This is a genomic window from Neobacillus oceani (assembly GCF_046237595.1).
Taxonomy (GTDB): Bacteria; Bacillota; Bacilli; order Bacillales; family Cytobacillaceae; genus Bacillus_D; species Bacillus_D oceani.
This window is the reverse complement of the sequence record NZ_CP143543.1, coordinates 3203514-3221850: the sequence shown is the minus strand read 5'-3', so window position 1 is coordinate 3221850 and position 18337 is coordinate 3203514. Positions and strand designations below refer to the sequence as shown.

General features: G+C 46.6%; 20 protein-coding genes. 14 read left to right on the top strand and 6 right to left on the bottom strand.

The genetic code is table 11. The features are described 5' to 3' along the window. The first annotated feature begins 76 nt into the window (after nucleotides 1–76). The 6 genes from tpx (at nucleotide 77) to V1499_RS16245 (ending at nucleotide 5130) form a co-directional block, all read left to right on the top strand. Entirely contained in the window at nucleotides 77–577 is a 501-nt protein-coding gene (gene tpx, locus V1499_RS16270) for a thiol peroxidase (protein ID WP_409270917.1), read from the top strand. 137 nt (nucleotides 578–714) lie between these two features. Beyond that, nucleotides 715–1698, top strand: coding sequence for a class I SAM-dependent methyltransferase (locus V1499_RS16265; protein WP_409270916.1), 984 nt, complete (start codon nucleotides 715–717; stop codon nucleotides 1696–1698). A 264-nt stretch (nucleotides 1699–1962) separates the two neighbouring features. After that, a complete protein-coding gene (locus V1499_RS16260) occupies nucleotides 1963–3156 on the top strand; it encodes an acetate kinase (RefSeq protein WP_409270915.1) in 1194 nt (397 codons plus the stop codon). Nucleotides 3157–3390: 234 nt separating this feature from the next. After that, nucleotides 3391–3561, top strand: coding sequence for a hypothetical protein (locus V1499_RS16255; RefSeq protein WP_409270914.1), 171 nt, complete (start codon nucleotides 3391–3393; stop codon nucleotides 3559–3561). A 217-nt stretch (nucleotides 3562–3778) separates the two neighbouring features. Beyond that, a complete protein-coding gene (locus tag V1499_RS16250; RefSeq protein WP_409270913.1) occupies nucleotides 3779–4618 on the top strand; it encodes an EcsC family protein in 840 nt (279 codons plus the stop codon). Beyond that, nucleotides 4615–5130, top strand: a complete 516-nt coding sequence (locus V1499_RS16245) for a molybdenum cofactor biosynthesis protein B (protein ID WP_409270912.1) — start codon at nucleotides 4615–4617, stop codon at nucleotides 5128–5130. The genes V1499_RS16250 and V1499_RS16245 overlap by 4 nt, the downstream gene beginning before the upstream one ends. Before the next feature lie 105 nt (nucleotides 5131–5235). On the opposite strand, the gene V1499_RS16240 is transcribed toward V1499_RS16245, so the two are convergent. Together V1499_RS16240 and V1499_RS16235 are read right to left on the bottom strand one after the other, a co-directional pair. Next, entirely contained in the window at nucleotides 5236–5553 is a 318-nt protein-coding gene (locus tag V1499_RS16240) for a hypothetical protein (protein WP_409270911.1), read from the bottom strand. Nucleotides 5554–5576: 23 nt separating this feature from the next. Continuing rightward, on the bottom strand, nucleotides 5577–6029 hold the full coding sequence (locus V1499_RS16235; RefSeq protein ID WP_409270910.1) for a universal stress protein: 453 nt from the start codon (nucleotides 6027–6029) through the stop codon (nucleotides 5577–5579). A 164-nt stretch (nucleotides 6030–6193) separates the two neighbouring features. Here V1499_RS16235 and V1499_RS16230 point away from each other — a divergent pair, with 164 nt between their 5' ends. The 3 genes from V1499_RS16230 to ald all read left to right on the top strand — a co-directional run bounded on the left by V1499_RS16230 (nucleotide 6194) and on the right by ald (nucleotide 8321). Next, complete coding sequence (locus tag V1499_RS16230; RefSeq protein ID WP_409270909.1) at nucleotides 6194–6361, top strand: hypothetical protein; 168 nt, start codon at nucleotides 6194–6196, stop codon at nucleotides 6359–6361. A 355-nt stretch (nucleotides 6362–6716) separates the two neighbouring features. After that, the gene (locus V1499_RS16225) at nucleotides 6717–6944 is read left to right on the top strand and encodes a hypothetical protein (RefSeq protein ID WP_409276371.1); all 228 of its coding nucleotides are present in this window, start codon (nucleotides 6717–6719) and stop codon (nucleotides 6942–6944) included. 255 nt (nucleotides 6945–7199) lie between these two features. Then, entirely contained in the window at nucleotides 7200–8321 is a 1122-nt protein-coding gene (ald, locus tag V1499_RS16220; RefSeq protein WP_409270908.1) for an alanine dehydrogenase, read from the top strand. Between the two features lie 56 nt (nucleotides 8322–8377). Here the strand turns inward: ald and V1499_RS16215 are convergent, their stop codons facing one another. Then, nucleotides 8378–9478 (bottom strand): M24 family metallopeptidase, encoded by a 1101-nt coding sequence (locus V1499_RS16215; RefSeq protein ID WP_409270906.1) that lies wholly within the window; start codon nucleotides 9476–9478, stop codon nucleotides 8378–8380. 166 nt (nucleotides 9479–9644) lie between these two features. Between V1499_RS16215 and V1499_RS16210 the strand changes: the two genes are divergently transcribed. The 3 genes from V1499_RS16210 to V1499_RS16200 all read left to right on the top strand — a co-directional run bounded on the left by V1499_RS16210 (nucleotide 9645) and on the right by V1499_RS16200 (nucleotide 12147). Beyond that, nucleotides 9645–10325, top strand: a complete 681-nt coding sequence (locus V1499_RS16210; protein ID WP_409270905.1) for a metal-dependent hydrolase — start codon at nucleotides 9645–9647, stop codon at nucleotides 10323–10325. A 78-nt stretch (nucleotides 10326–10403) separates the two neighbouring features. Beyond that, nucleotides 10404–10643 carry a hypothetical protein gene (locus V1499_RS16205; protein WP_409270904.1) on the top strand — a complete coding sequence of 80 codons (240 nt, stop codon included), beginning with the start codon at nucleotides 10404–10406 and terminating at the stop codon, nucleotides 10641–10643. A 184-nt stretch (nucleotides 10644–10827) separates the two neighbouring features. Then, on the top strand, nucleotides 10828–12147 hold the full coding sequence (locus tag V1499_RS16200) for a DRTGG domain-containing protein (protein ID WP_409270903.1): 1320 nt from the start codon (nucleotides 10828–10830) through the stop codon (nucleotides 12145–12147). A gap of 300 nt (nucleotides 12148–12447) precedes the next feature. Here the strand turns inward: V1499_RS16200 and V1499_RS16195 are convergent, their stop codons facing one another. Beyond that, entirely contained in the window at nucleotides 12448–12747 is a 300-nt protein-coding gene (locus V1499_RS16195; protein WP_409270901.1) for a YtpI family protein, read from the bottom strand. Nucleotides 12748–12856: 109 nt separating this feature from the next. Here V1499_RS16195 and V1499_RS16190 point away from each other — a divergent pair, with 109 nt between their 5' ends. Continuing rightward, nucleotides 12857–13804 carry a DHH family phosphoesterase gene (locus V1499_RS16190; RefSeq protein WP_409270900.1) on the top strand — a complete coding sequence of 316 codons (948 nt, stop codon included), beginning with the start codon at nucleotides 12857–12859 and terminating at the stop codon, nucleotides 13802–13804. A gap of 69 nt (nucleotides 13805–13873) precedes the next feature. Here V1499_RS16190 and ytrI read toward each other — a convergent pair whose 3' ends face one another. Together ytrI and V1499_RS16180 are read right to left on the bottom strand one after the other, a co-directional pair. Beyond that, nucleotides 13874–14377, bottom strand: coding sequence for a sporulation membrane protein YtrI (ytrI, locus tag V1499_RS16185; RefSeq protein WP_409270899.1), 504 nt, complete (start codon nucleotides 14375–14377; stop codon nucleotides 13874–13876). Beyond that, nucleotides 14374–14730, bottom strand: a complete 357-nt coding sequence (locus V1499_RS16180) for a YtrH family sporulation protein (protein ID WP_409270898.1) — start codon at nucleotides 14728–14730, stop codon at nucleotides 14374–14376. Before V1499_RS16180 ends, ytrI begins: the two co-directional genes overlap by 4 nt. Nucleotides 14731–14909: 179 nt before the next feature. Here V1499_RS16180 and dnaE point away from each other — a divergent pair, with 179 nt between their 5' ends. Then, nucleotides 14910–18260 carry a DNA polymerase III subunit alpha gene (gene dnaE, locus V1499_RS16175; RefSeq protein WP_409270897.1) on the top strand — a complete coding sequence of 1117 codons (3351 nt, stop codon included), beginning with the start codon at nucleotides 14910–14912 and terminating at the stop codon, nucleotides 18258–18260. Nucleotides 18261–18337: the final 77 nt, after the last annotated feature.

The following is an 18337-nucleotide window of genomic DNA, read 5'->3' as shown; positions in this document are numbered from 1 at the left end:
TGTATATCTTTTGCAAAAGAGCATGTGAAAAGTTATATTAACTCTGTACATAGTTGGACAAAGGAGGAAATTGGGGATGGCATCAATTACATTTAAAGGCAATCAGGTAACCCTGCTTGGCAGTGAGGTCAAAGTAGGAGATAAGGCACCTTCATTCACGGTCCTTGCAAATGATTTGTCAGAAGTAACGCTTGAAGATTCAAAAGGGCAAGTAAGGCTCATTTCTGTTGTTCCTTCACTGGATACAGGAGTTTGCGACGCCCAGACCCGGCGCTTTAATGAAGAGGCGTCAGGCCTTGGAAACGTAAAGGTACTCACAATCAGCGTTGACCTTCCATTCGCACAGAAACGCTGGTGCGGAGCGAATGGAATAGAGAATGTCCAGACGCTATCCGACCACCGAGACCTTTCATTCGGTGAAGCTTTTGGGGTTGCTATTAAGGAATTAAGGCTTCTTGCAAGGGCAGTATTCGTGGTTGACTCAAATGGCACAGTAACCTATGCGGAGTATGTAAGCGAAGCAACGAACCACCCGGATTATGAAGCGGCGCTCGAAGCTGCCAAAAAAGCGGAATAGTGAGAAATGCGGCCCCGGAAATTCCGGGGCTTTGCTTTTTGGGAAAATAAAAAAGGCAGCCATTCACCACACTTGTGGCGTGGTTCAAAAGAAGATAGAATTGGAAAAGAGAATTGACCTGACGGAGGAAAGAAGATATGAAACCATCTCCGGTAGAACGTTTGTTTACCGTTTTTAACGAAACCTCTTCCATTATCCAGGATGAACTTTCCTGTACTTATTTGGAAGCCCTTGCCGAAACGGGGGAGAACCTCTTCCATGGTACCGTTTTGCAGGATGAAATAAGCGAATTGAGTACAAAGCGGCTTAAGAAAAGTTACGAGGCAATCAGACTAGAGGCTTTTTCAAAGGAAGAGATAAGGAAAGCCTTCCAGCTTGCCATTTTAAAAGGAATGAAGGAAAACATCCAGCCCCATCATCAAATGACTCCCGATTCTGTTGGAATGCTGATCGGATATCTTGTCCTAAAGTTTGTCCGGAAACAATCGTTCCGGATACTTGACCCTGCCGTCGGAACGGGAAACTTGCTCGCGACCGTAATCAACCAGCAAGTGCAGAAGCAAATAGAAGCGGCTGGCCTAGAAATCGATGATATCCTAATCAAGCTTGCCTATGTAAATGCAAATCTGCAGGAGCATTCGATCCAGCTTTTCAACCAGGACAGCCTGCAACAGGTTTTTATCGATCCTGTCGATGTAGTCGTTTCCGATCTGCCTGTAGGCTATTATCCGGACGATATTAGGGCGGCCGACTATGAATTGGCAGCGTCGGAAGGACATTCGTATTCGCATCATTTATTCATCGAACAAAGTATGAAACTTACAAAACCGGGGGGATACCACTTTTTTATCATCCCGAACGGGTTGTTTGAAAGCGCGGAGGCACCGAAACTCCGTGAGTACTTAAAAAAAAATGCGCACATCCAGGGGATCCTTCAACTGCCTCTTTCCATGTTCAAATCCAGCCAGGCGGCTAAAAGCATATTAATCCTGCAGAAGGTTGGCGACGGGACAGTTCCGCCAAAACAAGCGCTGCTTGCCGAACTTCCGTCCCTTTCAAATCAAGCCGGAACAGAGAAAATCCTGGCGAAAATCAACCAATGGATTGCCGAAAACAAATGAGCAGGAGTTTTGGACAAGGAGGAATTTGCCATTTAGTGCGAATAGTGCAAACTGACTGAATTGAGGAACTTTTTCTTTAAACTTGACAATTCACCTATAATCCTTGAAATGTCACTTGGGTAGTGGGTAAACTGAAATCGAGAATGTTTTTTAGTTGCCTAATTGCAGGCTATCAACCCGGCAAAAAGCCGAACGACAACCTGGCCATCGAATTCATCCGGAATCCCTGCAAGGCAATGACTGACATCAAAGGAGAGGTTAGAAATGCCGAAAATTTTAGCGATCAATGCGGGAAGCTCATCATTGAAGTTTCAGTTGCTTGACATGCCAGGTGAAGAAGTTATTACAAAAGGAATAATTGAAAGAATCGGCCTTAGCGATTCTCTTTTCAGCATGGAAGTTTCCAATGAAAAAATGAAGGAAACAACAAACATTCCAGATCATGAAGAAGCGGTAAAATTATTGTTGGACAGGCTAACTTCAAAAGGTGCAATTGCTTCCCTGGATGAAATTTCCGGGATAGGGCACCGTGTTGTCCATGGCGGAGAAGAATTTAATGATTCTGCCCTGATTGATGGGGAAGTGCTTGAGAAAATTCAGGAACTGTCCGAACTGGCCCCTCTTCACAACCCGGCCAACATTACAGGCATCCTTGCTTTCCAACGGGTTCTGCCCGAGGTTCCGGCGGTTGCGGTATTTGATACAGCTTTCCATCAAACAATGCCAGAAAGCTCTTTTTTGTACAGCCTTCCATATGAGTATTACAAAAAGTACGGCATCCGGAAGTATGGGTTTCACGGAACTTCACATAAATACGTCTCAAGAAGGGCCGCCGAATTGCTTGGACGCCCGGTGGAACAGCTGAGGCTGCTTTCGTGCCACCTTGGCAACGGGGCGAGTATCGCGGCTATAGACAAGGGCAAATCCTTGGATACTTCAATGGGCTTTACGCCGCTAGCCGGTGTCACCATGGGAACCCGTTCGGGAAATATTGACCCCGCTTTGATTCCATTTATCATGGAGAAAACGGAGATGACGGCGGACGAAGTTCTTGAAATCCTAAATAAAAAAAGCGGAATGCTCGGCGTATCAGGGTTTTCGAGTGACCTTCGTGATATTGAGAATGAGGCGGCGGAAGGAAACCCAAGGGCGGAGCTAGCCTTAGAGGTATTCGCTGGCAGAATCCATAAGTATATCGGCTCCTATGCTGCCCGCATGTCCGGCGTCGATGCAATCATCTTTACCGCGGGTATCGGTGAAAACAGTGAGACAATAAGGGCGAGGGTCCTAAAAGGTCTTGAGTTTATGGGAGTATATTGGGATCCAGCGCTGAACAAAATCAGGGGCCAGGAGGCTTTCATTAACTACCCGTATTCACCAGTTAAAGTATTGGTCATTCCAACGAATGAAGAAGTAATGATTGCCAGGGATGTAATGCGCCTCGGTAACATTCACTAAATGACAGGCAAAAGCTAAGCTGTACCTCTAAAGGGGTGCAGCTTTTTTGCTGGCGCTTCTAAATAGCGTTATGTGTGACTGCAAAATTGATGAAGGGCAAAGATTGATTAAAAGCTGTCGCAAATTTCCGTTTGAGCGACAAAAATTTGGAGAAATTTCTTAAAAGGTGCCGGACAAAATCGTTTGAGCGACAAAGATTAGCCGAAACTCCAAAAAGGTGTCGCACAAATCCCGTTGAGCGACAAAGATTTGGCGAAATCCGGCAAAGGTGTCACTCAAATTCGTTTGAGCGACAAAGATTTGGTGAAATCCGGGAAAGGTGTCACACAAATGCGTTTGAGCGACAAAGATTTGGCGAAATCCGGCAAAGGTGTCACTCAAATTCGTTTGAGCGACAAAGATTAGCCGAAATCCCGAAAAGGTGTCATTCAAATTCGTTTGAGCGACAAAGATTAACCGGAATCCTTAAAAGGTGTCACTCAAATCCATTTAAACGCCAAAAAGGTGCCAATCAAACCCGGATTAGAGAAAAAACAGAGATTTCCTTCAGGGAGTTTCCGATATCTTTTAAATTCCCAAGTTGTGCTATACTGTAGGAAAGTTTTCGATAGGAGGGCCATCCATGCCGCTGACAGACAGGGAAATGACTGTCCTTGCCGAGATTAAGGACTGGGAAAAAAAGCTTCTAGACTACGAACCGAATGACCTTCGGATTACGTATGAAAGGTATTTGGAAACCGGTTTTTCAATGCTTCCGGAAGAAGTGCGCAGCCAGTTTTTTTCGCTTGTTGATAATTGGCTATTCCATCTGAATGCAATCATTCAGGGAGCCCAATTCCAGCTTGACGCCAAGGAGAGGATTCTTGCTACTGCAAGGGCATTCGACAGCGGGGTTGAGAGGATTGAAGACCTAAAGCGTTTGGAAATAGACCAGTTGAATTATATTGCCCAGCAGCAGATTGCGAGGCACAGGCTATATTCTTTTGCCCAGGGAGGAATGTCAGGTACGGGCGGTGCGCTGCTGCTTGGAGCCGACATACCGGCGATGGCGGTCATCAATCTCCGCGCTGTCCAGCTATTGGCGATGACGTATGGATACGAAGTGAACACTCCATTTGAGATGATGACTTCACTAAAAGTGTTCCATACGGCAACACTCCCTCCAAGGCTGCAGGGTGAAAGTTGGGAACAGCTTTTGGAAGAATTGAAGGGTGAAAGGGACAAGTATTTTTATGAGGGAAATGATCAATTAACCGACTCGACCTGGCTGGAAATGCCCATGAGACAGCTCCTTAAGGGAGCGGTCATTGCGCTTTTTAGAAAAAGAATGGTCCAGGGCCTTCCGCTTGTAAGCATGGCTATCGGGGCGGTCTCAAATTATCAGCTTACAAGAAGGGTGACTGAGTTTTCACATAATTATTACAGGCTCCGCTATCTTATGGACAGGGAGGGACGTTCATGAGTGTCCAGGAACATAAAAAGGAAGCGCCAAATTCGGTTTCCTGCAAGGTAATAACAGTAAGTGATACAAGGGATAAGGAAACAGACAAGAGCGGCCAATTAATTATGTCCTTGCTCGAATCAAACGGACACAAAGTGTTGGCATATACGATTGTAAAAGATGAAGCCGAGCTAATTGAGCAGGAAGTACTTAGGGGCTGTGCGGACCCGGAAGTTGATGTTGTCGTGACCAACGGGGGGACTGGAATCGCTTTACGGGATGTTACGATTGAGACGGTCACAAAGCTTTTTGACAAGGAGATTACGGGTTTCGGGGAACTGTTCCGGATGCTAAGTTACCAAGAGGATATCGGCTCGGCCGCAATCCTATCCCGGGCTGCCGCGGGAGTAGTAAACAACCGGGCGGTCTTTGCCATTCCCGGTTCTTCAGGCGCGGTAAAGCTTGCCATGAACAAGTTGATCATTCCTGAAATCGGGCATGTCGTCAGGGAACTTAAAAAAGACCTTGCTTAATGCAAGAATGATGATATCGCCAACATCCCGTTCAGGGGACGCGAATGCTTTAAATCCTCACGCCTGGAAATAAATGAGAAGCTCCCGTATAGAGGGAGCTTTTCTTTAGCTATGCATTTTCTCTTCGGCGATTGCATCGGAAGCCCTGTACCATAGCCAAAGATCGTTGATAATCGAGGCAAGGCCGGCAATTTCGGTGTTCAATTCACATGATTTCTCAAAATTGCTTTCATTGGAAAGGGCAGCCTGTTTTTCATTGATGGAGTGTTCGAGTTCCTTGATCCGGTCAGGAATCGCTCCTCGAATCTGCTCCCATGAAAAGAGGATTTTTTCTTGAATATCCGGACTGTATTGCGCAAGATTCTTTTCCAAAGTGGGAATCGGGATGCCTAGGCGGCTATCATATGTAAAAAATTGTTCCATGTTCTTTATCCTCCAATTCCATATCAAGTAAACTCTTTTTCAGATCTTACAACAAGCACATCACAAGGGGCGTGCCGGGTAATATGTTCGGAAACGCTGCCGATTAAAAACCTTTCAACCGCACTGAGACCAGTGGCCCCGCAAATAATTAAATCGATGTTGTGCTTCTTTGCGATTTCTTTTGGGATTAGCAGTTTCGGGGACCCAAATTCAACAATATAGGCCACATCCGCCAACCCGCTGTCCAATGCCTGTTGTTTATACTTTTCAAGTAATTCAAGGGCGTATTGGTCAGCACGATCCGCAATTGCCTGGTCGTACGCTTCAACAATAGCAAACGTCCTTGTATCAATTACATGGACAAGAAGAAGTGACGACTGGTTCCTGGCGGCTATGCCGATTGCTTTCCTAAACGCCAGATCCGCTTCCTTTGAGCCGTCAACCGCGGCCAAAATCTTTTGATACTTGGCTCCCATTGCATTTCCCCCTATCAAAAGGAATATAAACAATCTGCCATTTCGCCTCTCATCCAAATTATACATGAAAAACCGCCGCATAGACGTGCAGCAGATTGAAAAAATAATAATGGGCACCCAGATATGAGTTTGACTCAATAACAATTGAATGGGGATGGTTCGGAATGCAAAAGAAAGATCGTGGACGGCGCTCCTCTCATACCTATGACGAAAAAGGGGTAGAGGAAGTAAGCGCGCAAATCATGAATGCCTACAACAGCGGAATTATGGGTGAAGAAGAAGCGCGGGAACGAACGGAAGAATATCCGGTTATGAGAGAAAAACTGGAATGAAGGAGGGGAGGCTGCCGACTTATTGGCAGCCTTTTTTTGGCTTCTAAAAAATTATTAAATTGAACCTTGTGGATAACTCGGAATAAGTTATTGTAATCCAGCTCCACAAGGAAAGCTACGGCAGCATAGCATCGCACGAAGGAAAAGTGTTTTTCTTTTCCGAGGAGCGCCTAGCCAGTTTTCATCCCGAAAAGGCATCGTTGAGTATCTTGTAACAAATCATGGCTTGATAAAGCGATTGCATGTCTGGCCTCTTACCCTAAGGAATTTAATGAAACGGGACATTAACCCATTACCCTCGCCTACGGAAAGCATATTCTTTAGTGTAATTAAAAATTAATGAGGAGAAATTACTTTGAACTATGATCTTCACTATGCGGCGGCACAGCCTGTCCATTTTGCCCACCACGATATGATTGACCCTAATGACCAGCGATTTGGAAGGCCGTGGGGCTGGGGTTTTGGCGGTCCATTTGTAGGCGGCCTACTTGGAGGACTGGCAGTGGGGGCGCTATTAAGTCCATATCTGTACGGATACGGATATCCTTATGGCTTTGGATTTGGCTACCCTTATTTCTGGTAAAAGTACAGCAAATCACCTGGGGCGCGAGGGTTTGGCGTGCGCCCTATTTTGTCGCTCACATACCTGCAAAACCCTCTTAGTGTCTACTTGCCAATCCCGATAATCCTACCGTGAAAATCTTCCTGTCAATTTAGAACGGGATAAACGATCCTCGTGTCTATTTAGAACTGTATAAAATGTTTCTCGTTGAAAGGCTAGTTTGGTAAAATGAAAGTGTTTGCAGAATAGTACATATTTTGTAGGAGGCATTGAGCGATGAGGATAGGGGTACCAGCGGAAATAAAGAACAATGAAAACCGTGTTGCGATGACGCCCGCCGGTGTTGTAAACTTGGTCAACTTCGGCCATGAGGTTTATATCCAGGCAGGAGCAGGGCTCGGATCGGGTTTCACGGACAAAGATTACAAGTCAGCTGGGGCAAGCATTGTGGAGACAGCTGCCGAAGCATGGGACAAGGATATGGTTATGAAGGTGAAGGAGCCTCTACCGGAAGAATATCAATATTTCCACGAAGGCTTGATCCTGTTTACCTATCTTCACCTTGCCCCCGAGGCGGAATTGACAAAGGCGATGATGGAGAAAAAGGTTGTTGGAATAGCATATGAAACCGTTCAGCTTCCAAATGGTGCCTTGCCGCTCCTTACGCCAATGAGTGAGGTCGCTGGAAGGATGGCCGCACAAATCGGCGCTCAGTTCCTCGAAAAAGTCCATGGCGGAAAAGGAATCCTGCTATCAGGTGTTCCAGGGGTCCAAAGAGGTAAGGTAACGGTCATTGGAGGCGGTGTAGCCGGAACGAATGCAGCCAAGATGGCAATCGGCCTTGGCGCGAAGGTAACTGTCATTGATTTAAATCCAGAAAGGCTTCGCCAGCTTGATGATATTTTCGGCTCCGACATCACGACCCTTATGTCCAATCCTTACAATATCGCGGAAGCCGTCAAGGAGTCCGACCTTGTTATCGGGGCTGTCCTTATCCCTGGTGCAAAGGCTCCAAAACTTGTCACGGAAGAAATGATCCAATCCATGATACCGGGCAGCGTAGTAGTCGATATCGCAATTGACCAAGGAGGCATTTTTGAAACGACCGACCGTATCACCACCCATGACAATCCGACATACATTAAGCATGGGGTCGTCCATTACGCAGTTGCCAATATGCCGGGAGCAGTCCCAAGGACATCGACAATCGCGCTTACGAATGGAACCGTCCCATATGCGATTCAAATCGCTAACAAAGGCTACAGGCAGGCCTGCCTTGATAATGAGGCTCTGCTAAAAGGAATTAATACCCTGGGTGGGCATGTGACCTATAAAGCGGTGGCCGAAGCCCAAGGACTTGAATACATTGCCGCAAAGGAATTGCTGGAGCAGGAGTAATTCAAAAAAAGCAGGTGTACCGTTGCCCGGTACCCTGCTTTTTCGCTATGAGGCTCTTATTTAATGATTTGAAGTTCCTTCGGATACTTTGTGAGGATTTCAAGCCCGGATGCTGTTACATGGACATCGTCCTCAATCCTGACGCCCGCGACGCCCGGAACATAAATGCCTGGTTCAATCGTGAAGACCATGCCTTCTTCAAGTTTCAGTGGGTTTGTTTCAGTTACAGATGGGTATTCGTGAACATTGATGCCTAGCCCGTGCCCGAGTCGGTGTGGGAAATATTCCCCGTATCCTGCCGCGGTAATTACGCTTCGTGCCGCGAGGTCGACTGTCGAACAAGGCGTTCCTGGTTTCACGGCTTCAATCGCTGCCAGTTCGGCTTTCAGGACTGTGTCATAAATTTCTTTTTGCTTGTCGCTAATATCTCCATAAGCAAGTGTACGGGTAATATCCGAGCAGTACCTGTCAACGACGACTCCAAGATCAAACAGGACGAAATCACCCTTTTTGATTTTTGTTTGCCCGGGGTTTCCATGTGGTGAAGCGGCGTTTTGGCCGGTAAGGACCATCGTGCTGAATGACATTTGGCTGACGCCTTTTTTCTTAAGCTCGAATTCAATCGCGGCCAGCACCTCAAGTTCGGTTTTCCCTTCCTTAATTTCGCTTGCTCCGACTTCAATCGCATAATCTGCCAATGCGGCCGCTTCCCTAATGGCCTTCAGTTCCCGCTCATCCTTTATAAGCCTTAATGAACGCATTTTTTCCTCAGCGGATACAAACTGCTTCGCTTCAGGGAAAAGCTTCATTAACTCTTCATAGCGTTCAACATTCAAATGCTCTTTTTCTATTGCAATTTTTGCCGCATTCGTAAGCCGTTTTGAAACTGAATTATGTACCATTTCCCAAGGATTCTCGGTATCCGTGAAACCGATTATTTCATGACCCCATCCGGATTGTAGGGCATCATTCTTTTCCATCGCCGGCAACACTAGGAATGGCTCTTCATTCTGGAATACGGCGAGGCCCAAAAGCCGCTCATGAGGGTCCGTAAAATAGCCGCTCAAATAAAAGACGTTATCCGGAGATGTTAAAAAACATACGTCTATGCCATTTTCCTTCATCCAGGCCGATAGTTTTTGCAATCTTTCGTTCATATGTATCCCCTTCTACAATGTATTTGGAAACAGTCTTATTATATCAATAATGGAATCAGGATATTGGATATTCGCATTAAAATGATGTTAAAAGTAAAGTATGGCAGGATTTTATTAAAAAGAATGGAACGTATAAGTAAATACTTTTGTGGAAGGGGAATGAAAAATGAAAATTTCGTATCATGGCCATTCTGTCGTCAAAATCAATACAGGGGGGAAAACCATTCTGATCGACCCGTTTATTAATGGGAACGGACTTACCGATTTAAAGGAAGAAAATGAAAGCCCGGACGTAATCATCGTTTCGCATGGGCATAATGACCATGTCGGGGATACCGTCAGCATCGCGAAAAGAAATGATTCACTAGTAATAGCCAATGCCGAAATTTCAGATTTCCTTGGCTGGCAGGGCGTCAGGACCCATGCGATGCACATTGGCGGCTCATATCAATTTGACTTTGGAAGAGTAAAGCTGACCCAGGCGTTTCATGGTTCAAGTTATGAAACACCGGACAAACAATTGATTTATTGCGGCATGCCGGCGGGTATCCTGTTCATGGCCGAGGGTAAAACGGTCTATCACGCAGGGGATACCGGATTGTTTTCAGATATGAAATTAATAGGAGAACGCCATCCTATTGATGTCGCATTTCTGCCAATCGGAGATAATTTTACAATGGGCCCAGAGGATGCGGCTTACGCGGCGAAACTCCTGAATGCGAAAACCGTCATACCGATGCATTATAATACATTCCCGCCAATTAAACAGGACCCATACGCGTTTATCGAAATGCTTGAAGCCAGGAACGGGAAGGTATTGGAGCCGGGCGAGTCAATTGAATTGTAAAATCGGCTATCTCGCTTCATGACATTTTCCCCTCATTTGCGCATAAAATGGAACAAACTTATGTAAGGGGGAAAAACAATGGCAAAAAATCGGTACATGCTATGCTTCTTGCTAGCAATCTTCCTCATCTATTACGGCGGACCAAGGCTTCCGCTTGATTTTGTAAGTACGGATGGTATTTTCACTGTCTCGTGGACGGTACTGGCTCTCCTGGTGGTTGGTGGCAATCTGGCGGGCGCCCTGAAGGTAAAAGGGGCCGCAGGGGGAGGTACCGTAAGAACAAAAGAGCAAAGAAGGAGGATCCGTTCACGCCATTAACCGCCTTTTCCCGCGAGTTTTCAGCTATCCCGCATTGAATCAGACTTTTTTAAACCTTATAATAAATAAAGTAAAACTTCCATCAGCGAGGGGTTTCCGCTGATGGTTAGCCGATAGTTAAAAAATTGAAAAAAATATAACTATGTCCGCGTGGATAGCGGAAATAGAATAAAGGGTGAAGGTCTTGGCAACAAAGCACGAACAGATTCTGCAGTATATAGATGAGCTTACTATTGGGGAAAAAATTTCCGTGCGCCAGATCGCCAAGGCGATGAATGTAAGTGAAGGAACCGCGTATAGGGCCATTAAAGATGCAGAAAACAAGGGGTATGTCAGTACCATTGAAAGGGTCGGGACAATCCGGATTGAACGGAAGAAAAAAGAAAATATTGAGAAGCTGACCTACGCCGAAATTGTCAATATCGTCGAAGGCCAAGTAATTGGAGGGAAGGCAGGCCTCCATAAAACGTTGAATAAATTCCTGATTGGCGCAATGAAGCTAGAAGCCATGATGCGGTATACAGGCGCGGGAAACCTCCTTATTATCGGTAACCGGACGAAGGCGCACGAATACGCACTGAAAGCCGGTGCCGCCGTCTTGATAACAGGCGGTTTTGATACGGAGGAGCATGTAAAAAGGCTCGCTGATAAACTACAGCTGCCAATCATTTCGACAAGCTATGATACCTTTACTGTAGCTACAATGATCAACAGGGCGATTTACGACCAGCTTATTAAAAAAGAAATCATCCTTGTCGAGGACATCCTGACCCCTTTGGAAAAGACGGTGTATCTCAGGACATCAGATACAGTGCGCCAGTGGCACTCCTACAACCGCGAGACAAAACACGGCCGCTATCCGGTAGTCGACCAGAGCATGAAAGTACAGGGAATCGTTACTTCAAAGGATATTTTGGGCCAGGAAATGGATACGCAAATCGACAGGGTGATGACAAAGCATCCAATGACTGTCGGCGGCAAAACGAGCGTTGCGTCCGCCTCGCATATGATGGTTTGGGAAGGGATCGAGCTTTTGCCGGTAGTCGATGACTCAAACCGCCTTGAAGGAATCATCAGCCGCCAGGATGTCCTAAAAGCCCTCCAAATGATTCAGCGGCAGCCGCAGGTAGGGGAAACGCTTGATGATATTGTGACTAGCCAAATGCTGCTTTCCCAAGGGAAGACTAAAGGAGAGGACTTTTACAAGGTTGAAGTTTCCCCGCAGATGACCAACCACCTTGGGGCGATATCCTATGGCGTGTTCACGACGATTGTCGCAGAAGCCGCAAGCCGGATTCTCAGAGGGTATAAAAAGGGTGACCTTGTTGTGGAGAATATGACCATTTATTTCCTAAAACCCGTACAGATTGATAGTATCCTGGAAATTTACCCGAAGGTGCTTGAAGTCGGCCGGAAGTTTGGAAAAGTGGATGTCGAAGCGTTCAGCGATGGGGCTATGGTCGGGAAAGCGATGATGATGTGCCAGCTTATTGACCGGCAATAGGTGAAAAGAATGCGCAAGCGCCTTGACCTCGAGCTGTAACAAATCATCGCTTTATCAAGCCATGATTTGTTACAAGATACTCAATGATGCCTTTTCAGGATGAAAACTGGCTAGGCGCTCCTCGAAAATCCTCAATTATGCTAACGAATAATTTTGTACGAGGATTATTCTTGGAAGCTTTCCTTGTGCTAACGCTTTTTCTTCGTGCGAGGATTATGCTTCCGAAGCTTACTCTTGAGGAGCTGGATTAAAAAAACTGCGCCTCTTTTATGGCACAGTTTTAAAAAATTGGCAAGGAAATCAGTTTTTTCCTTCCGCTTCCTCAATGGCAAATGGCAAATAATATTTATAAGCCTTTATTCCCGACCAAATATTGATCCCGCCAAGCACGACAAACACGGCGGCAACGATATAGGACACCATGGAATGGTTTAAGTACAGCTGATTGAGGCCGAACGTGAGCACAAACAAACCAAGCGCAATTCCGGACTTTGAGGAAATCCATTTACGCTCAATGAGTTTGGTGCTCCTTACATATTTTATTTTATAAAACACGTAAAAGGCTAAGGAAAATACGATAAGAATAACAAGTATTGGCATTGGTAATCCCCCTTTTTCTACTACCATTCCATTGTAGCCGGAAACGGGGCCAAATGCCACAACCGCAGCCGGTTTATGGGATTAACAATTGACTTGAAGGAGACAGTTCATGGAAAACAAAATTTTTGATGCTATTGAACAGCATGAAACCATCATCATCCATAGGCATGTCCGCCCCGATCCGGATGCATACGGTTCACAATGTGGGCTGGCAGAAATATTGCGTGCCTCCTATCCGGATAAGCTTATTTATTCAGCCGGCAAGGATGAGGAAACCCTCGCATATCTCTGTGAAATGGACAAAGTTCCAGACAGCGCCTACGATGGTGCCCTCGTCATCGTCTGTGATACCGCAAACACGGAAAGGATATGTGATGAGAGGTACAGGCTTGGAAAAACATTGATTAAAATCGATCACCACCCAAATGAAGACCCTTACGGGGATATAAGATGGGTGGACACAACCGCAAGTTCAACGAGTGAAATGATTTATGAAATGTATCTTTCCGGCAAGGAACGCGGCCTTGTCCTGAATGATGAAGCTGCGAGGCTTTTGTATGCGGGGATTGTCGGGGATACGGGAAGGTTCCTATATCCAAGTACGACCGACAAAACCTTTGCCTACGCGGGTGAATTGATTCATTACAATTTTTCCAGGACGGATTTGTATGACAGGATGTACGAGTTGCGCCCAAATATCATAAAATTGAACGGATATATCCTGCAAAACTTTGAAATGCGGGAAAATGGGGTTGCGTCGGTCATCTTGACAAAAGAACTCCTCCAGCAGTATGACGCGCCCCCATCCGAGGCTTCGCTTCTAGTCAGTACGCTCGGGAATGTAAAGGGGATTAAGGCTTGGGTATTTTTCATTGAAGAGGATGACCAAATCAGGGTAAGGCTCAGGTCGAAAGGGCCGGTCATCAACGGTGTTGCTAGGATGTTCAACGGCGGCGGGCATCCGCTTGCGGCCGGGGCATCGATTTTTTCGTGGCCTGAGATGGACAATGTTATCAGTGAATTGAACAAAGCATGCGATGAGGAAAATTTCAAATAAGTAATTGTCAATTTAAAGGGCCACCGGCTTGGACTGCCGGATGGGCCCTTGTTTTGATTACAGTCAAAGTCATGCGTCAAGGGTGATTTGGAGAACGATGCTGACGTTTGTAAAAAAGATCAGTTCCTTCACCTCAAGCCTGTACTTTTTTCCGTTGAGTGATACCGACCTGTTTTCGATCACCCTCCTTATCAAATCCCTATTTTTATAAACCGTTTCAATATCCTTCGCTTTAAGTGTCTTCAAATCGTCCAGTACCGCTTCCTCTATCTCGTGGACGCTGAGGAGGTCGAGGCCGTATTTTTGATGGTTTGTGATTTTTACAGTAATTTGTTGGACAAGAAGTTGTTCGATATTTTCTTTGTTTAGGTTTTCGAACTCCTCCTGCCAGATTGCGATATCATCCTTGAGCTCCTTGATCGTATCCTTTTGCTCCTGGATAGTCAATGTCTGTTTATCCTGTTGAACTCCATACATATAGATCAATAGGAGCCAGCTGATTACGCCTCCGATGGCCATCCCTGCGAAAAAACGCTGCCACGACTGGTCGTTGTAAAAGGTGGGGACCCTCATGAAGAAATAAACTCCTGGGTAAACCATTCAATTAGGAGCGCTCCGGTTTGTGCTCCCCCGAGAGCGGATAAAATCAAAAGGATTTGTTTGATAATGTCTTTCGTCTGCCCATCGAAAATCCCCTTTTCAAATTCATAGATGGGATCGAATGTACCGCCAATCGCAGCGACGATTGCCCAAATCCATAAAGAGGACGAGAGCCGGGCAATGGCGGTAAGCGCGGGCTGTCCGGTAAGGAAGGCGGCGACTCCCCCGATTATGGCTCCTCCGAGGAGCACCCCAAGTGCGATAAAATAGCTTTCAATAAAAGAAGAAATGAAGCCGGCCTGGTTCATGGCATCAACCCTTTTCATGTCATTGCCTTCCTACTTCCATCATATGGACAGACATTCCGTTTTATGATTCAGGAGAAACAAGGCTCAATTCTGTGTGGTTTCCAACATGGAGGCTATGAAAAAGGAGAACATATTTTCTTTTACTCCCTGAGGCACTATAATGGTATGTGAAGGACGTAACAGGGGGGAGTGAGAAAATGTCTTTTATCCACCTTCAAACCTATAGTGCGTACAGCCTGCTTAGCAGCACCGCTTCGATTCCTTCATTAGTATCGGATGCGGAAAAGAAAGGGTTCAAGGCCCTCGCCCTAACAGACCGAAATGTATTGTATGGAGCGATTGAATTTTACAAGGAATGCAAAAAACACGGCATTGCCCCTATCCTTGGCCTGACTGCTGATGTCCTGTCCGATCAGAAGGAGACGGAAGCGTTTCCACTCGTCCTTCTTGCAAAAAATAAGACTGGATTCCGGAACCTCCTGAAAATAACAAGCGCTATTCAAACGAAGTCCCCTGATGGCATACCGCTAAAATGGTTGAGGCATTATGCAACGGGCCTAATCGCCATTACTCCCGGTATCGAAGGGGAAGTTGAACATTTGCTGCTTGAAGGAAAGGGAGAGGAGGCAGGCGCCCTCGCGCAACTGTATAAAACTATTTTTGATGGGGACTTTTATTTTTCCGTTCAGGACCATGGCCTTGAGGAAGAGAGGGTGCTTCTTGGCGTACTTCCCGAACTGGCTACTAAGCTTGGGATAGGGTTGGCCGCAACGAATGCGGTCCATTACCTAGACAGGGGTGACGCATTAGCGCATGAATGTCTTCTGGCAATAAGGGATGGAGCAAGGCTGCAGGACGAAGGGCGGAGCAAGCTGTCCGGAGAGGAATATTATCTGAAAACGGCGGAGGAAATGGCCGTCCTCTTTGGAGATTTCCCGGATGCGCTTGAAAATACGCTGGACATAGCGGGACGATGCTCGGTTTCAATTGAATTCGGGCGGTTCCACATGCCCAAATACCCGCTTGAGCCTGAAGAAACGCCTGAACAAATGCTTGGGCAGCTTTGTTTTGCCGGCCTAAAAAAGAGGCGTCCCGATTTTGGGGACGACTATTTGGAAAGGCTCCGGTACGAGCTTAGCGTCATCAACAAAATGAATTTCAATGATTACTTCCTGATTGTTTGGGATTTTATGAAATATGCGCGTGAAAGGGGGATCCTGACAGGTCCCGGCCGCGGTTCCGCCGCAGGCTCCCTGGTGGCGTATTCCCTCTATATTACGGACGTCGACCCTTTGGAACATGGACTGCTTTTTGAGCGGTTCCTTAACCCTGAGCGGATCACCATGCCCGATATCGACATCGATTTCCCGGACAACCGGCGCGACGAAGTGATTGAATATGTCGCCGGGAAATACGGGGAGCTCCATGTCGCCCAAATCGCGACATTCGGGACACTTGCGGCGAAAGCGGCGATACGCGACGTCGGGAGGGCGTTCGGCCTTAATGTGAAGGAAGTGGATGCGCTATCAAAAGCAATCCCTTCCAGGAACGGGATTACACTTGCGGAGGCATACCGCGAATCGGCAAGGCTGCGAGAGTTTGTTTCTGAAAGCCCTTTAAACCAAAAGCTTTTCGACACAGCGCTTAAGATTGAGGGCCTTCCAAGGCATACATCCACCCATGCGGCCGGCGTTGTCATCAGCGAGCAGCAGCTCGTTGAACTGGTTCCAATCCAAAGTGGGCACAGCAACGTATTCCTGACCCAGTATTCAATGGAACATCTGGAGGAAGTCGGGCTTTTAAAAATGGATTTCCTGGGCCTTAGGAACCTTTCACTTCTCGAGGGTATTGTTTCGGCGATTAACCGGGAAGGAAAAAGAAAAATTGATCCAAGGTCGATTCCCCTAGAAGATGAAAAAACGTATGAACTGCTCGCCAAAGGGGATACTGCGGGAATTTTCCAGCTTGAATCGGAAGGGATGAGAAAGGTCCTTACCCGTTTAAGGCCAACGAGGTTCGATGACATAGTAGCCGTAAATGCCCTTTACCGGCCGGGACCGATGGAAAATATCCCGCTGTTCATTTCAAGGAAGCATGGCGGCGAAGAAATCGGCTATCCGCATAAGGACCTTGAACCCATTTTGGAAAATACATACGGGGTTATCGTTTATCAAGAGCAAATCATCCAAATCGCTTCGAAAATGGCGGGATTTACGCTAGGGGAAGCGGATTTGCTGAGGCGGGCCGTCGGTAAGAAAGAGAAGGAAGTACTGGACAGGGAAAGGGAGCATTTCGTTGCCGGTTCGGTTAAAAAGGGGTATGACAGACTCGTTGCGAATGAAGTTTACGATTTGATTGTCAGGTTCGCAAACTACGGTTTCAACAAAAGCCATTCAGTCGCATATAGCATCATTTCTTGTCAGCTCGCTTATCTGAAGGCGCATTTCCCCGCCTATTTCATGGCTGCGCTGCTTAGTTCCGTAACCGGGAACGATGTGAAAATAGCGCAGTATATACGGGATTTAAAGGCAATGGGTATACCTGTCTTCCCGCCGTCCGTAAACAAAAGCCTGTTCTCTTTTAAAGCTGAAAACGGTGGAGTCCGGTTTGGGTTTGGAGGGATTAAAGGCATTGGGGGGACGGTGGCAAGGGAAATTATACAGGAAAGGAAACGGAAGCCTTTTGCCGACTTGTTTGACTTCTGCATCCGCCTGCCGCAAAAAACTGCCAACCGAAAGACGCTTGAAGCATTGGTCCATTCCGGCTGCTTCGATGAGTTTGAAAAAGACAGGGCAACCCTCCTTGCGAGCATCGATATAGCAATCGAACATGCGCAGCTGATGAGTCCAGGGGAGGACGGGCAAACCGGATTGTTTTCGGATCATTCGCTTATGCCGGCGCCCAAATACATGGAAGTCGATCCAATAAGCCTCGAGAACAAACTTGCTTTTGAGAGGGAAGTGCTGGGCTTTTACCTTTCCAGCCATCCCTTGTCCATGCATGAAACAAAGCTGCTTGGGGCAGGGGCTTGTCCGCTCGCGGAATTGGAGCCAGGCCCGAATTTCAGGTATGCGGGCGTGTATATAAACTCTGTTAAAAAGATCCGGACAAAAAAAGGTGAACCGATGGCTTTCCTTACAATAAGCGACCAAAGCGGGGAAATGGAGGCGGTTGCGTTTCCCGATGTATATAAAAGGCATTCCCACCTTCTAAGCCAGGGAGGATTGGCCGCCATTGAGGGTAAGGCCGAAAAGAGGGATGGAAAAGTTCAATTCATCATCCGAAAGGCCGTGGATCTTGACAACTGGCTTAGTGAGATGTCAAGGCCGCGCCTGTATCTTAGGCTCACCGAGGAACACCAAGACCCGGCACGTCTCAAGGAACTGAAAAAAATTCTTGCTTCAAGCAAGGGAGATGCTGAAGTCGTCCTTCACTATGAAGGAAACAAGACGGTGGGGCTTGGTCCAGGTTACGGGGTCAACCCGACAGAAGCCCTTCTCGGGTCCCTGGCAGAATTCCTAGGGAAAACGAATGTTATTTTAAAATAAACAGCGTATAATTTCTTGCTTTACATCAATACAAGATGTGTTATAGTTGTAAAGGATAGTGTGGTCTGACCACCGAT